Annotated in this window: 13 protein-coding genes; 9 read left to right on the forward strand and 4 right to left on the reverse strand. The window is 72.5% G+C overall.

The genetic code is table 11. The annotated features are described in order from the left end of the window. Positions 1-40 precede the first annotated feature (40 nt). Positions 41-583, reverse strand: a complete 543-nt coding sequence (locus tag ACIBHY_RS46060; protein ID WP_397252987.1) for a hypothetical protein — start codon at positions 581-583, stop codon at positions 41-43. Positions 584-757: 174 nt separating this feature from the next. Here ACIBHY_RS46060 and ACIBHY_RS46065 point away from each other — a divergent pair, with 174 nt between their 5' ends. From ACIBHY_RS46065 to bla, 3 genes are all read left to right on the forward strand, one after another. Further along, complete coding sequence (locus ACIBHY_RS46065; RefSeq protein WP_397310042.1) at positions 758-1,102, forward strand: hypothetical protein; 345 nt, start codon at positions 758-760, stop codon at positions 1,100-1,102. 12 nt (positions 1,103-1,114) lie between these two features. Then, a complete protein-coding gene (locus tag ACIBHY_RS46070) occupies positions 1,115-1,405 on the forward strand; it encodes a hypothetical protein (protein WP_397310043.1) in 291 nt (96 codons plus the stop codon). 140 nt (positions 1,406-1,545) lie between these two features. Next, positions 1,546-2,445, forward strand: a complete 900-nt coding sequence (gene bla, locus ACIBHY_RS46075) for a class A beta-lactamase (protein ID WP_397252984.1) — start codon at positions 1,546-1,548, stop codon at positions 2,443-2,445. A 4-nt stretch (positions 2,446-2,449) separates the two neighbouring features. Here the strand turns inward: bla and ACIBHY_RS46080 are convergent, their stop codons facing one another. Continuing rightward, on the reverse strand, positions 2,450-3,607 hold the full coding sequence (locus ACIBHY_RS46080) for an MFS transporter (protein ID WP_397310044.1): 1,158 nt from the start codon (positions 3,605-3,607) through the stop codon (positions 2,450-2,452). A 20-nt stretch (positions 3,608-3,627) separates the two neighbouring features. Between ACIBHY_RS46080 and ACIBHY_RS46085 the strand changes: the two genes are divergently transcribed. Together ACIBHY_RS46085 and ACIBHY_RS46090 are read left to right on the forward strand one after the other, a co-directional pair. Further along, entirely contained in the window at positions 3,628-4,203 is a 576-nt protein-coding gene (locus tag ACIBHY_RS46085; RefSeq protein WP_397252982.1) for a helix-turn-helix domain-containing protein, read from the forward strand. Positions 4,204-4,224: 21 nt separating this feature from the next. Continuing rightward, a complete protein-coding gene (locus ACIBHY_RS46090) occupies positions 4,225-5,136 on the forward strand; it encodes an alpha/beta hydrolase family esterase (RefSeq protein WP_397252981.1) in 912 nt (303 codons plus the stop codon). On the opposite strand, the gene ACIBHY_RS46095 is transcribed toward ACIBHY_RS46090, so the two are convergent. Then, positions 5,114-5,422 (reverse strand): ArsR/SmtB family transcription factor, encoded by a 309-nt coding sequence (locus ACIBHY_RS46095; RefSeq protein ID WP_397310045.1) that lies wholly within the window; start codon positions 5,420-5,422, stop codon positions 5,114-5,116. The genes ACIBHY_RS46090 and ACIBHY_RS46095 overlap by 23 nt on opposite strands. A 65-nt stretch (positions 5,423-5,487) precedes the next feature. Here ACIBHY_RS46095 and ACIBHY_RS46100 point away from each other — a divergent pair, with 65 nt between their 5' ends. From ACIBHY_RS46100 to ACIBHY_RS46115, 4 genes are all read left to right on the forward strand, one after another. Further along, positions 5,488-6,492 carry a zinc-dependent alcohol dehydrogenase family protein gene (locus tag ACIBHY_RS46100; RefSeq protein ID WP_397310046.1) on the forward strand — a complete coding sequence of 335 codons (1,005 nt, stop codon included), beginning with the start codon at positions 5,488-5,490 and terminating at the stop codon, positions 6,490-6,492. A gap of 74 nt (positions 6,493-6,566) precedes the next feature. Next, entirely contained in the window at positions 6,567-8,120 is a 1,554-nt protein-coding gene (locus ACIBHY_RS46105; protein WP_397252978.1) for a hypothetical protein, read from the forward strand. 18 nt (positions 8,121-8,138) lie between these two features. Further along, on the forward strand, positions 8,139-9,470 hold the full coding sequence (locus ACIBHY_RS46110) for a serine hydrolase domain-containing protein (protein ID WP_397310047.1): 1,332 nt from the start codon (positions 8,139-8,141) through the stop codon (positions 9,468-9,470). Positions 9,471-9,474: 4 nt separating this feature from the next. Next, on the forward strand, positions 9,475-12,567 hold the full coding sequence (locus ACIBHY_RS46115; RefSeq protein WP_397310048.1) for a BTAD domain-containing putative transcriptional regulator: 3,093 nt from the start codon (positions 9,475-9,477) through the stop codon (positions 12,565-12,567). Positions 12,568-12,570: 3 nt separating this feature from the next. Here ACIBHY_RS46115 and argG read toward each other — a convergent pair whose 3' ends face one another. Beyond that, a complete protein-coding gene (gene argG, locus ACIBHY_RS46120) occupies positions 12,571-14,019 on the reverse strand; it encodes an argininosuccinate synthase (protein WP_397252975.1) in 1,449 nt (482 codons plus the stop codon). Between the last annotated feature and the right edge of the window lie 6 nt (positions 14,020-14,025).

Consider the following 14,025-nt stretch of genomic DNA (forward strand, 5'->3'; position numbering starts at 1 on the left):
CATCGCGGCATGCTCCCCGCACCTGAGTGTGCCGCCCAGATCAGTGCACGGTGAGGAAGACCAACTGGGCCGAAGGCGTCAGGCCGCTGTCGAGCGGTTCGTAACGCGCGCGGAGCATGTATTGCGCCGGAGGAAGGCTCACGGTCGTGTAGCTGGCCGATCCCGAGTTGAGCCGGATGCGCTTCAGGTCCACCTGTCCCAGGCTTCCGAACAATTCGAAGATCGCATCCCCGTTCGCGGGAACGCCGCTATGAGAAACGACGGCCCCCCATCGGGTGCGTGAACCCGCGGGCGCCTCGTACTGAAACGGCCCCGTGAACGTCGCCCTGGCCGTCGTCGGCGGCTGGGGCTCTTCGGGAGTGAGGTTGGTCATCGTGATCGTGGTGACGAACTGCGCGAACTGCGCGACGTAGGGGTGCTGGAGTTTGAAAAGCTCCCAGTCCTCCACGGTGGGCGTTCCCCTGAAGACCGCCGCGGTGTGGTCCTGTACGGCCGCCATCTTCGCGTCCAGCGGCCATTGGTGGAACGGGACGTTCTGCCGGGCCAGTTCGCGCCAGTCGGACATGTTCTTTACCGCCTTCATTCAGCGATCGCGGCTGCCTGCCACCTCCATGTCTTCCCTGCGCCCGGCGTCCTATGGACGCCTTTCCGTCCAGAGGCGGTCAAGTTTCGGGATGCCGTGGGCCTCAGCGGATCCTCAACACGTTCTCAACATCGGCCGCCCTACCTTTCGCTCCATCAAGGAGAGGAAGGCGACATGAGAGTGAAGCTGTTCGGATCGCTCGCGGCCACCTCCATCGCCGTGGGACTGCTCGTCAGCGTGCCGGCGCACGCCGCGGGCGTCTCCGGCGCGGGATCCGCCGCTACGTCGGCCACCGCGGCCTTCTCGGCGCTGGGTACGGCCCCGGCCTGCGTCGCGCGCTACGTCAGCACGTTCCACAAAACGATCATCCTGCGCAACACCTGCAACAAGAAGATGTGGGTCAAGGTGATCATCAAGCGCGGCCCCGACAGCCCCTGCTACGGCATGGGCAAGGGCAGCGTCAGGGCCTGGAAGTGGGGCACGCCGCTGTCCAGCTACGACAAGACCGTCACCTGCTGAAAGGGCGAAGTCATGAACAGAAGGGTCCGCATCGGCGCGGCCGCGTTCGTCGCCGTCGCCGCCCTCGGGCTCAGCGCGCCCGCGGCGGTCCAGGCGGCTCCGCAGCCCGCGGCCGCGGCGGCCTCCGTCCAGATGGCCCGCTGGGTCACCTACGGGCACTACCCAACGAAGTGGCAGTGCAAGGCCGCCGGGAAGTTCTACACGACCGGCAAGAAGCTGGCCAAGGAGTACCGGTGTGTACGGAAGGTCAAGATCGGTCCCTTCAAGACCTACCGTCTTGATCTGCTGATCACCTGGCTCTGATCGTGCCGGCGCGCCCATGGACCTGTGGTGATATCTCACTGGATATGGGTGCGCCGACGATATCGCTATTGGACAGGGCGACGCCTTGCCTGTTTGGCTCCTGCCGTTCAGTCAAGCGATCAGCAAGGAAATCACGCCCTATGCGCATCTCTCGTATCTCAGCCGGTCTCGCGCTGGCCGCCGCGCTCCTGGCCGGTGGTGTGACGACGGCGCCGGCCGTACAGGCGAAGGAGTCGCCGGAGGCCAGTGCGCGCAAGGAACTGCGCGCGCTGGAGGTGGCCTTCGGCGGCCGCATCGGCGCCTTCGCGATCGACACGGGCAGCGGCAGGACGTTCGGTTACCGGGCGGGTGAGAGGTTCCCGCTGCTGTCGACGTTCAAGGCGCCGTTGTGCGGGGCGGCGCTGCACCGGGCGCGCACCGTCGAACCCGGGCTGATGGAGAAGGTGGTGAAGTGGACGAAGGCGGATCTTAAGCCCAACTCCCCGACCACCGAGAAGCATGTCGAGGACGGGCTGACGGTCGCGCAGCTGTGCGAGGCGACCATCACGCTGAGCGACAACACCGCCGGCAACATGGTGCTCAAGCAGATCGGCGGCCCGTCCGGCCTGACCCGGTACTTCCGCACGCTGAAGGACCCGATCTCCCGCCTGGACCGCTGGGAGACCGAGCTCAACGACTGGAACCCGAAGGAGCGGCGCGACACCACCACGCCCGCGGCCATCTCACGCGACATGGTCAAGCTCACCGCGGGCAAGGCGCTGCACCCCAAGGACCGCGAGCGGCTGAACGGCTGGCTGATCGCGACCAAGACCGGTGACGAGCGCATCCGCGCCGGCCTGCCCAAGTCCTGGCTCATCGGCGACAAGACCGGCACCAACACCGAGATCGGCGCCGGCAACGACATCGCGGTCGCCTGGCCGGGCAAGTCGGGCGCGCCGATCATCATCTCCGTCTACACCAACCGGGACCAGCCCTCGGTCGACAACACGGTGATCGCGAAGACGGCGACCATCCTGGCCCGCGCGCTGAGCAGGATCTGACCGCTCACGTGCCGGGGTCGCCCGGCACGAGCGTGGCCAGAGCGGCCACGCAGAAGAGCGCGGCCAGGATCGCCCACGTCAGCCCGCCCACGGCCTGCAGCAAGCCGGTGACCAGGAGCGGGCCGAGCACGTAGCGGCCGAACGAGCGGCCCATGCCGAACGCCGCGAGGTACTCCGCGCGGCGTTCGCCGGGGGCCAACGCGTACGACAGGGTCCAAGCCGCGGCCACCACCGCGATCTCGCCGACCGTCAGCACCACGATCGCCACCGGGAACCAGGACGCCCAGAACGCCAGGCAGGCGGCCGCCAGCGCGACGGCTCCCGCCACCTGGCAGCGCCTGGCCGCCTTGACCGAGGCGGTGAACCGGGCGGAAGGCACCATGAGCGCCACGCCCAGCACCGTGTTGATCGCGTACAGCGGCCCGATCCAGGCTCGTGGCACCTGCCCGTCGGCGATCAGCCACAGCGGGAAACCCAGGTTCAGTATCGGCAGCCACAACTGCAGCACGGTGTCGATGCCGGCGAAGGCCAGCAGCCGGCGGTCGCGCAGGGCGCGCGAGCGCCGGACGGGGGCGGGCGCGGGGGCGGGCGCGGTGGTGCCGCGCCGGCCGATCGTGCGGACCAGCAGCGCGGTCAGCAGGTACGCCAGCGCGTTGACCAGCAACGTCACCTGAAAGGCCGAGCGTCCGGAGGCTCCGGTCAGCAGCCCGCCGAGCGGCCCGCCGATGCTGATCCCGATGTTGGCGATCGCGCGATAGGCGGCCATGACGCGCCCCCGCTGTTCCTCATCGGCCAGTTCCCCCACGAACGCCTGGGTCAGCGCCGCGATCGCCTGGTCGGCCACGGTGACCACGGTCACGGCGGCCACGAAGCCCCCGAACTCCCCCACGACCGCGTACGCGGCGGTGCCGCCGGCCCGCACCAGGTGAAGCGCCACCAGCATGCGGCGTACCCCGACCCGGTCGGCCAGCCGTCCGAGCGGCGTCGCAGCGGCCATGGCCACGCATCCGGCCGCCCCCATACCGAGCCCGACCTGGGCGATGGTCAGGCCGACGAGCTGGGTGAAGTACACGACGGAGAAGGCCAGGAACAACCCGGCGCCCAGATAGTCGACCAGCCCCGACACGAGTAACCGGCGAACAGATGCACTATATTGCGCCATAGACGCAATATAGTGTGTACATGGATCCCGCAGAGCCGATCAGCCGCGCGCTCGCCGCCAACCTCCGCGCGGCCCGGCAGGCCCGCGGCTGGCGGCTGGAGGACCTGGCCGCACGTTCGGGGGTCAGCCGCGGCATGCTCCAGCAGATCGAGACCGGCCGGACCAATCCGAGCATCGCCACCCTCGCCCGGATCTGCTCCACGCTGGGCGTCTCCGTCGGCCGCCTCGTCGAGCCGCCGGAGGAACTGGGCCACGTGGTGCGCGCCGCGGAGGTGGCGATCCGCCCCGCCGGAGCCGGCGGGCGGGCGCGGCTGCTCATCAACGACGGGCGGGCCGAGTTGTGGGACTTCCTCATCGCGCCGGGCGAGGAGGTGCGCTCCCCCGGCCACCCCGAGGGCACCGGCGAGCTTCTGCACGTCAACACGGGAGAGCTGGCGGTGACGGTGGGCGGAGCGGCGTTCTCGCTCGGGCCCGGCGACGCGCTGCGGATGCGCGGGGACCGGCCGCACGTCTACGCCAACCCGGGCGCCGAGCCGGTGCGCTTCACGATGACGGTCATCTACGGCGGCAGGCAGGATCCCCGGTTCGCCACCTGAAAGCCGTGTGATGATCGGTGGATGGTGAGACGGGTCCTCTGCGCGCTGCCGGCCGTACTCCTGACGGCTGCCTGCACGAGCAGCCCCGCCCCGCCCGCCCCCACCGCCAAGGCCGAGTGCGTGCTGAAGCCGGGACGGCACAGCCTGCGCTTCGCCGGCGAGGAACGCACCTACCTGCTGTCACTACCCGGCAAGGGCAAGGGCCCCTGGCCGATGGTGCTGAACCTGCACGGCCTCGGCTCCAACGCCGGCCGCCAGGCGGAGAAGAGCCGCCTGCCCGAGGCCGGCGCCGCGCGCGGGTACGCGGTGGTCACCCCGCAGGTGGCCCGCTACCGCATGGCCTGGACGCTGCCCGGCTACTACGGCCCCGACGACACCGGCTTCCTGACCGCGCTGCTCGACAAGCTCGTCGCCTCGGGATGCGCGGACAAGGACCGGCAGTTCGCCGCCGGCATGAGCTACGGCGCCGGGATGGCCATGGCGCTGGTCTGCGCGATGAAGGGCCGGCTGGCCGCCGTCGCGCCGGTGGGCGGGCTCACCATCGTGCCGCCCTGCGAGGAGGCGGCGCCCACCACGATCGTGGCCTTCCACGGCACCGGCGACGGCACCGTCCCCTACCGGGGCGGGCATCCGTTCTCGCGGGCGCCCTCGCGGCTGCGGACCCTGGCCAAGCTGGTACGGCTGGCCTCGGTGGAAGGCGCCGCCCGCCGGTGGGCGCGCATCATGGGCTGCGCCGAGCCCGCCACCTCCAAGGTCAGGACCGGCGTACGGCTGCGCACCTGGAAGGACTGCCGTCACCGGGCGAGCCTGCGGCTGTACACGATCGGCGGCGCCGGGCACGTGTGGCCACGCCCGGACGGCGGCCGCCGCATCGACGCGGCCGGGCTGATCCTGGACGCCTTCGACGCCGTCAGCGTCCGGCGGGGCGGGTGATGAGGGCGTCGATCAGGCCGGGGAAGGCGTCGTCGAGTTCGGCCCTGCGCAGGGTGTTCATGCGCGAGGTGCCGACGTAGTGCTGCCGGATCAGGCCCGCCTCGCGCAGCACGTTGAAGTGGTGGGTGGCGGTGGACTTGCTGACCGGGATGTCGAACGCGCCGCATTTGATGTCCTGGCCGGAGGCGTCGAGCTGGGTGACGATGCTGCGCCGTACCGGATCGACGAGGGCTTCGAGCACCTGCTGGAGGTCGAAGGTGTCGGGGTGGGGCGGGGTGCGGGCCATGGCCCCATAGTACGACAGACATCGAAGTTTGACAGCCATCGTACTTCTGTCCCACAGTGGTGGCCATGACGAGAACGGTGCGTTTCCACGAGATCGGCGGCCCCGAGGTGATGCGGCTGGAGGACGTCGATCCCGGGGAGCCGGGGCCCGGCGAGGTGCTCCTGCGGGTGGAGGCGATCGGCGTCAACCGGGCGGAGGCGTTGTTCCGCGGCGGCCACTACATCGAGCCGGTCAAGGATCTGCCCGCGCGGCTCGGGGCCGAGGCCGCAGGGGTGATCGAGGCGGTCGGGCCACCCGTCGGGCCGCACGCGGCGGGGTTCGCCGCCGGGCAGGCGGTCAGCGTGGTGCCCGCCTTCTCCGCCAACGACTACGGCGTCTACGCCGAACGGGCCATCGTGCCCGCCGCGGCGCTGGTGCACCGCCCCGCGGACGTGGACGCGATCTCCGGCGCGGCCGTCTGGATGCCCTACGTCACCGCCTACGGCGCGCTGGTCGAGGTGGGCGGCCTGCGGGCCGGGGACACGGTGGTGATCAACGCGGCGTCCAGCAGCGTCGGGCTGGCCGCGATCCACACCGCGCTGCGCGTGGGCGCCGTCCCCGTCGCCGTGACCCGCACCGGCGCCAAGCGGGAGCGGCTCATCGAGGAGGGCGCGGCCGAGGTGATCGTCTCCGAGCAGGACGTGGCCGGGCGCGTGCTGGAGCTGACCGCCGGCCGCGGCGCCGAGTACGTCTTCGACGCCGTCGCCGGCCCCGGCGTCACCGACCTGGCCAGAGCCGCCGCCCCCGGCGGCACCCACTTCCTGTACGGCGCGCTGAGCGGCCTGCCCACGCCCTACCCGGGCTTCGACCTGGGCATGCCCGCCCTGAACCTGCGTACGTACACGATGATGGAGACGACCAGGGACCCGCGCCGGCTCGCCAGGGCCATCGCCTTCGTCGGCGCGGGCCTGCGCGCCGGCGCCTTCCGCCCGGTCGTCGACCGCGTCTTCCCGCTGGAGGAGATCGTGGCCGCGCACCGTCACATGGAGTCCGGAACCCGGTTCGGCAAGATCGTGGTGACCACCGGCTGATGGGCCTTCCGGCGCGACGGCCGGGGCGGTATGAACACCTCGGGGAGATTTCTCATCTTCGACGGGGAGAGTCCATGAGCGATGAGGTTCGCGTCATCATCGAGGCCGTTGCGCGCCCCGGCCTGTCGGCTGAGCGTGTCCGCCAGATCGTGGCCGAGCATCCCGAGATCCTGGCCGAGCTGGAGGTGGCCGAACCCGGCCGCCTGCTCGTCAGCGGCGCCGAGGCCCTCGGCCACGACCCGGGAGACGACGCGCCCTTCCGCGCCACCGTCTTCGACCCGGTCGGCAACCGCGGCCTGGAGCTCAGCGGCACCCTCGACCGGCTCGGCCACACCGAGGTCACGCCCACCGCCGCCCGCCCCGAGCCCAGCAGGGAAGAACTCGCCGCAGCCGCCGCCGTCCTGCGCGCCCACCCGGCCTTCCCCGCGGGCGAGGACGTCGTGGTCTACCGCCCCATGCCGCCCCTGGCCGACCTGGACAACCCCGACGGCACCACCACCCGCCGCCCCGCCCTCGGCCTCTACACCCCGAGTGACCCCACCGGCCTTCGCCACCGCATCGTCGCCGTCGACGTCCACGCCCGCACCGTCGACTGGACCCCGGCCGGCATCAACGTGCGGATGCACCACGACTGCGAGGACACCGTCCCGGAGGAGGTCGGCGCGCTCGCCGACCGCGGCGGCCCCGACCAGGTGCGGGTGCGCGTGGTGCGCGGCGAGAGCGAGCTGTGGAACCTCATCGTCGTACGGCCGCGCGCCTCCTCACCCCAGGACGGAGCCGGATCCGGCGTCGAACTGCGCAACGTCCGCTACAAGGGCCGCCTGCTGCTGCGCCAGGCCCACCTGCCCATCCTCAACGTCGAGTACGAGGAGGGCACGACCTTCCGCGACGGCGTCAGCTTCGAGACCCGCTTCTCGGCCACCGGCAGCGACCCGGTCGGCTGGGGCTGGCGCCTGTGCACCGCCGCGCCGCGCACCATCATCGAGCGTCCCTCCACCGACGCCGGCAACTTCCAGGGCGTCGCCTTCCACCACGACGGCGAGCAGTTGCGCATCGTCAGCGAACTGGCCGCCGGCTGGTACCGCTACGCCTCCGACTGGCGCCTGGGCGACGACGGCGCCATCAGGCCCCGTTTCGGCTTCGCCGCCACCCGCAACCCGATGACCTGCAAGGTCCACCGCCACCACGCGTACTGGCGCTTCGACTTCGACCTCGACGGCGCCGAGAACGACGTCGTCGAGCAGATCAACGACAGCGGCTCGATCATCCCCGAACCGGTGCCGATCATCCGCGAGACCTCCCGCAAGCGCCGCCACCCCGCCCTGTACTGGCAGGTGCGCGACAAGTCCTCCGGCCGCGGCCTGCAACTGCACCCCGGCCCCTTCGACGGCACCGCCGACGCCTTCGGCATCTCCGACCTGTGGTTCCTGCGCCACCACCCGGGCGAGCTCTACGACGGCGACCCCGACCCCCGCAACCGCGCCATGCTCAACCGCTTCGTCAACGGCGAATCCATCAACGGCGCCAACCTCGTCATCTGGTACGCCGGCCACTACTACCACGACCAGGCCCACCCGCAGCCGCACCAAGGGGAGCTGATCGGCCCCGAACTGATCCCCATCCCCTGACGGATACCCTGGTCTGCCATGAGTCAGGTTGAGGAGACGACGGCGCGGGCCCTGCTGCGCAGGCTCGCCGTCGAGCAGAGTGAGTGCCGGGTCCCGTCGCTCGCGGCGGCGATCGTCCGCGACGGAGAGATGGCCTGGTTCGGCGCCCGCGGGCAGGTCGAGGGCGCCGCGCCGACGGCCGACACCCAGTACCGGCTCGGCTCGATCACCAAGAGCATGGTCGCCGCCCTGGTCATGCGGCTGCGTGACGAGGGCGTGCTGAGCCTGCTCGACCCGATCGGCGGGCACGTGCCGGGCACGCCGTTCGACGAGGTGACGATCGCCCAGTTGCTCTCACACACCGGCGGCCTGACGGCCGAACCGCCGACCGCGTGGTGGGAGCGCACACCCGGCCTCACCGCCGAGGACCTGTTCGCCCGGATCGGCCCGGCCGAGGCCAAGCACCGCCCCGGCCGCACCTTCCACTACTCCAACGTCGGCTACGCGCTGCTCGGCCGGCTGATCGCCAAGCACCGCGGCATGACCTGGTACGAGGCGCTGCGCCGGGAGGTGCTGGAGCCGCTCGGCATGACCCGCACCACCCTGCGCCCGGCGGCCCCGCACGCCACCGGCTTCGCCGTCCACCCGTGGGCCGACGTGCTGCTGGAGGAGCCCGAGCACGACCACGGAGCGATGGGGCCCGCCGGCCAGCTGTGGTCCACCGCCGCGGACCTGGCCAGGTGGGCGGCGTTCCTGGGCGGCCGGAGCGACGGCGTGCTGTCGCGGGAGACGCTGGCCGAGATGGGCGAGACCGCCGTGGTGGCCGACGGCGACGCGTGGGTGGCCGGGTTCGGGCTCGGCCTGCAACTGGCCCGGATCGACGGCCGCCGCCTGAGCGGGCACGGCGGCTCCATGCCCGGCTTCCTGGCCGGCGTGTGGGCCGACGCGAACGCGGGCACCGGCGTGCTGTTCCTGGCCAACACCACCTCCGGCGTGCGCTACCAGCTGCTCAACGAGCTGCTGGCCATCCTCGACGAGCACGAGCCGCGCCTGCCCGAGGAGTGGCGGCCGGTCGCCACCGACCCCGCGCTGCTGGCGGTGACCGGGCTGTGGCACTGGGGCCCGACCCCTTTCCACCTGCGGGTGCTGCCCGACGGCAAGCTGTCGCTGAACGCCGTCGCCAACTCCAGCCGCGGCTCGCGCTTCGTCCCCCAGCCCGACGGCACCTGGCTCGGCCTCGACGGCTACTACGCCGGCGAGACCCTGCGGGTGGAGGCCGGCCACCTCGACCTCAACACCTTCATCCTGACGCGCGAGCCGTACGAGCAGGGGTCGCCGATCCCGGGCGGCGCCGGCGAGTGGCACGCTTGACCGGGTGCGCATAGCGATCCTCGGCCCGCTCGCGGCCGGGTCCGCCACCATCGGCGGGCCCCGGCTGCGATGGCTGCTGGTCCGCCTGGCCCTGGCCGGCGGCCGTGCCGTCACGCTCGAAGAGCTCACCGACGCCCTGTGGCCGGGCGCCGTTCCCGCCGATCCGGCCAACGCCGTGCAGTCGCTCGTCTCCCGCCTGCGCCGCGCGCTGCCGTCGCCGTCGGCGCTGGAGTCGGTCCCCGGTGGTTACCGTCTGACGGCCGTGACCGACGCCGCCGAGTTCGAGCAGCTGGTACGGCGGGCCGCCGCCACCCCCGACCCCGCCGCGTCCGCGACCCTGCTGCGCCGGGCCCTGGGCTTGTGGCGCGGACCGGCGCTCGCGGACGTCACCGCCGCGCCCTTCGCCACCGGCCACGCCGCCCGCCTGGAGGAATCGCGCCTGTCGGCACTCGAAGACCTCGCCGAAGCCGACCTCACCCTCCTCACCCGGGGAGACGACCTCGCCGAAGCCGATCGTCACGGGGCGGCGGGGCTGGTGGCGCGCCTCAGCGAGCTCACCGTCCGGCACCCCCTGCGCGAACGCCTGCACGCCCTTCACATCCGCGCCCTGCACGCCGAGGGCCGCACCGCCGAGGCCCTGGCCGCCTACGAACACCTGCGCCGCGCACTGGCCGGCGAGCTGGGCGCCGACCCCGGCCCCGATCTGCGGGCCCTGCACCTGGACCTGCTGCGCGCCGCCCCGCCCCCACCCCCGCAAACCAACCTGCGCACCCCGCTGACCAGCTTCGTCGGCCGCACCACCGAGATCGACCGCATCCTCGGTCAGCTGCGCGGCCACCGCCTGGTCACCCTCGTCGGGCCGGGCGGCGCGGGCAAGACCCGCCTGGCCGCCACCGTCGCCGCCCTCGTCCTCGACCCGGACGCCACGACCGCGGACGACGTACGCGAGAGGGTGTGGCTGGTGGAGCTGGCCGCGGTCAGCGATCCGGGCGACGTGGCGCAGGCCGTGCAGGGCGTGCTGGGCGCGATGCCACCCCGGCGGCCGCCGGGCGACACCATGGGACGGCTGGCCGAGGCGCTGTCCGGCGGCCCCGTGCTGCTCGTGCTGGACAACTGCGAGCACCTCGTCGACGCCGCCGCCCGGCTGGCCGGCGACCTGCTCGGCCGCTGCCCCGAGCTGACCGTCCTGGCCACGAGCCGGGAGCCGCTGGGCATCGCCGGCGAGGCGCTCTCCCCGGTCGGGCCACTGCCGCTCGACCTGGCGGTGCGGCTGTTCGAGGAGCGGGCGGCCGCGGCGGACCCGTCGTTCGAGCCCGGACCACAGGTGACCGAGATCTGCCGCCGCCTCGACGGGCTGCCGCTGGCCATCGAGCTGGCCGCGGCCCGGCTGCGCTCGCTGACCCTGAGCCAGGTGGCCGAGCGGCTCGACGACCGCTTCGCGCTGCTGACCGGCGGCAGCCGTACCTCGTTGCCCAGGCACCAGACGCTGCGCGCGGTCGTGGCGTGGAGCTGGGACCTCGCCGAGGACGGCGAGCGGGCGCTGGCCGAGCGGCTGTCGGTGTTCGCCGGCACGTTCGACGCCGGTGCGGCGGGCTGCGTCGGCGCCTCGCTGGACGCCCTGGCCGCCCTGGTGGACAAGTCGTTGCTGCAGCAGGCGCCGGGCGGGCGCTACCGGATGCTGGAGACGATCAGGGAGTTCGCCCTGGAGCGCCTGGCCACCGGCGGTGGTGCGGAGGCGGCTCGGGACGCGCACGCCGCGTACTTCCTGCGCCTGGCCGAGACCGCGGAGCCGCACCTGCGCGGCGGCGGCCAGCGCGAGTGGATCAACCGGCTGATCGGCGAGCACGACAACCTGCTCGCCGCGCTGCACCACGCCGCCGCCCGCGACGACGCCGACACCGCGGTACGGCTGGCCGCGGCCCTGGGCCAGTTCTGGATGACGTGGGGCAACAACAGCGATTCGGTCGGCTGGCTGAAGACGGCGCTGGCGGTGCCCGGTCCGGCGCCGGTGCGAGCCCGTGCCATCGCCACGGCCGTCTTCCTGACCAACAGCGCGTTCGGCGGCGCGCCGAACAGCCCCGGCGCGGCCGTGGAGGGCGTCCAGGAGCTGATCGACGCGATCGACCCCGGCGACGACCACCCGCTGCTGGCGCTGATCGAGCCGGCGCTCGGCCTGTTCACCGACGACGACGCGCTCGGGCTGGCGGCGGTGGAGCGCAATCTGGACCACCCCGACCCGTGGACCCGGGCGGTCCTGCGCATGGCCAGGGGCGCGCTGCTGGAGAACCGCGGCGACTCCCTCGGCATGCGCGCCGACCTGCTGGTGGCCGAGGCCGAACTGGCGGCGCTCGGCGAGCACTGGGCACGTTCACAGGCGCTGACGATTCTGGCGGGCTCGCACGTGCTGCTGGGTGACTTCGATCGGGCGGTGACGGCGCTGGAGACCGCGATCGAGCTGATCCGCGCCCTCGATTCGGCCAACACCACCGGCCACCAGCGGGTCTGGCTGGCCGGCGCCCGCATCCTGCAGGGCGACGCCGCGCGCGGACGGGCCGAGCTGGAGGCGCTGGCGGCCGAGCCGCCGCGCGGCTGGAACACCAGCAGCGTGGCCTTCGCCCAGCTGGAGCTCGGCGACCTGGCCAGACGCGAGGGCGACCTGACCGAGGCGGCCCGCCGGTACGCGATCTCCTCGCGCACGATCGAGCGGCTGCCGGTGGTCGCACCGCAGTTCCACGCGCTGATCCTGGCGCAGCGGGCCCACCTGTCGGCGGCGCTCGGCGACGTCGACGACGCCGCCCGGCGGGTGCGTGGCGCGGTCGAGCAGGCGCTGTCGGTCAAGGACATGCCGGTGCTGGCCACGATCGGGGTGGCCGCGGCCGCGCTGTGGGCGGCCAGGGGCGAGCCCGCCCGCGCGGCGCGCGTGCTGGGCGCCACCGAGCAGCTGCGCGGCCTGCCCGCCGCCCACCATCCCGACGTGATCGCGCTGACGGCGCGGCTGCGGGCGGAGCTGGGCGAGGCCGCCTTCGGCAAGGAGTACGCCGACGGGAGCGGCCTCACCCGCGAACAAGCCGTCAGCCAGGTGCGCGACCTCGACTGACCGTCAGTCGGTGCCGACCTCCATGGCGGCGTTGTCGAGCAGCTCGTCGGCGTCGGGGCCCTCGGGGCGGGCGGCGATCACGTCGGCGCCGCCCTCGGGCATCGCGCCGATCAGCCCGCTGGCCGCCGTCTGCGTGGCGCCGATCAGCGTCGGATGCGCGCTGCCGACCATGCCGAGCCTGGCGTACTGCTCCAGCTTGGCGCGCGAGTCGGCGATGTCGAGGTTGCGCATGGTCAGCTGGCCGATCCGGTCGACCGGGCCGAAGGCGGGCTCCTCGACGCGTTCCATCGACAGCTTGTCCGGGTGGTAGCTGAAGGCCGGGCCCGCGGTGTTGAGGACGGTGTAGTCCTCGCCGCGCCGCAGCCGCAGCGTGACCTCGCCGGTGATGGCGGTGCCCACCCAGCGCTGCAGCGCCTCGCGCAGCATCAGCGCCTGCGGGTCCAGCCAGCGGCCCTCATACAGCAGCCGGCCCAGCCGGCGGCCGTCGTTGTGGTAGGCGGCGAGGGTGTCCTCGTTGTGGATCGCGTTGACCAGCCGCTCGTAGGCCGCGTGCAGCAGCGCCATGCCGGGCGCCTCGTAGATGCCGCGGCTCTTGGCCTCGATGACCCGGTTCTCGATCTGGTCCGACATGCCCAGGCCGTGCCGGCCGCCGATGGTGTTGGCCTCCAGCACCAGGTCGACCGAGGAGGCGAACTCCTTGCCGTTGATGGACACCGGCCGGCCCTGCTGGAAGCCGATCGTCACCTCCTCGGCGGCGATCTCGACGGCGGCGTCCCAGAAGCGCACGCCCATGATCGGGTCAACGATCTCGATGCCGGTGTCGAGGTGTTCGAGCGACTTCGCCTCGTGGGTGGCGCCCCAGATGTTGGCGTCCGTGGAGTACGCCTTCTCCGTGCTGTCGCGGTACGGCAGCGCGTGCGCGACCAGCCACTCCGACATCTCCTTGCGGCCGCCGAGCTCGTGCACGAAGTCGGCGTCCAGCCAGGGCTTGTAGATGCGCAGGGAGGGGTTGGCGAGCAGGCCGTACCGGTAGAACCGCTCGATGTCGTTGCCCTTGAAGGTGGAGCCGTCGCCCCAGATCTGCACGCCGTCCTCGAGCATGGCGCGCACCAGCAGCGTGCCGGTGACGGCCCGGCCGAGCGGGGTGGTGTTGAAGTAGGTGCGCCCGCCTGAGCGGATGTGGAACGCGCCGCACGCGAGCGCCGCGAGCCCTTCCTCGACGAGCGTCTCGCGGCAGTCGACCAGGCGGGCGATCTCGGCGCCGTAGGCGGTGGCGCGGCCGGGGACCGACGCGATGTCGGGCTCGTCGGCCTGGCCGACGTCAGCGGTGTACGTGCATGGGATTGCACCCTTGTCGCGCATCCACGCGACCGCTACTGAGGTGTCGAGGCCGCCTGAAAAGGCGATCCCGACTCTTTCGCCGACTGGCAGGGAGGTGAGAACCTTGGACACGAGCAA

The sequence above is a fragment of the Nonomuraea sp. NPDC050547 genome, assembly GCF_044457345.1.
Lineage (GTDB): Bacteria > Actinomycetota > Actinomycetes > Streptosporangiales > Streptosporangiaceae > Nonomuraea.

What these genes read in the sequence shown, in the direction of transcription:
- ACIBHY_RS46085 (WP_397252982.1), top strand. Translation starts at nt 3,628, where the DNA reads ATGGATCCCGCAGAGCCGATCAGCCGCGCGCTCGCCGCCAACCTCCGC.
- bla (WP_397252984.1), top strand. Translation starts at nt 1,546, where the DNA reads ATGCGCATCTCTCGTATCTCAGCCGGTCTCGCGCTGGCCGCCGCGCTC.
- ACIBHY_RS46105 (WP_397252978.1), top strand. Translation starts at nt 6,567, where the DNA reads ATGAGCGATGAGGTTCGCGTCATCATCGAGGCCGTTGCGCGCCCCGGC.
- ACIBHY_RS46060 (WP_397252987.1), bottom strand. Translation starts at nt 583, where the DNA reads ATGAAGGCGGTAAAGAACATGTCCGACTGGCGCGAACTGGCCCGGCAG.
- ACIBHY_RS46110 (WP_397310047.1), top strand. Translation starts at nt 8,139, where the DNA reads ATGAGTCAGGTTGAGGAGACGACGGCGCGGGCCCTGCTGCGCAGGCTC.
- ACIBHY_RS46070 (WP_397310043.1), top strand. Translation starts at nt 1,115, where the DNA reads ATGAACAGAAGGGTCCGCATCGGCGCGGCCGCGTTCGTCGCCGTCGCC.
- ACIBHY_RS46100 (WP_397310046.1), top strand. Translation starts at nt 5,488, where the DNA reads ATGACGAGAACGGTGCGTTTCCACGAGATCGGCGGCCCCGAGGTGATG.
- ACIBHY_RS46090 (WP_397252981.1), top strand. Translation starts at nt 4,225, where the DNA reads ATGGTGAGACGGGTCCTCTGCGCGCTGCCGGCCGTACTCCTGACGGCT.
- ACIBHY_RS46095 (WP_397310045.1), bottom strand. Translation starts at nt 5,422, where the DNA reads ATGGCCCGCACCCCGCCCCACCCCGACACCTTCGACCTCCAGCAGGTG.
- ACIBHY_RS46065 (WP_397310042.1), top strand. Translation starts at nt 758, where the DNA reads ATGAGAGTGAAGCTGTTCGGATCGCTCGCGGCCACCTCCATCGCCGTG.
- ACIBHY_RS46080 (WP_397310044.1), bottom strand. Translation starts at nt 3,607, where the DNA reads ATGGCGCAATATAGTGCATCTGTTCGCCGGTTACTCGTGTCGGGGCTG.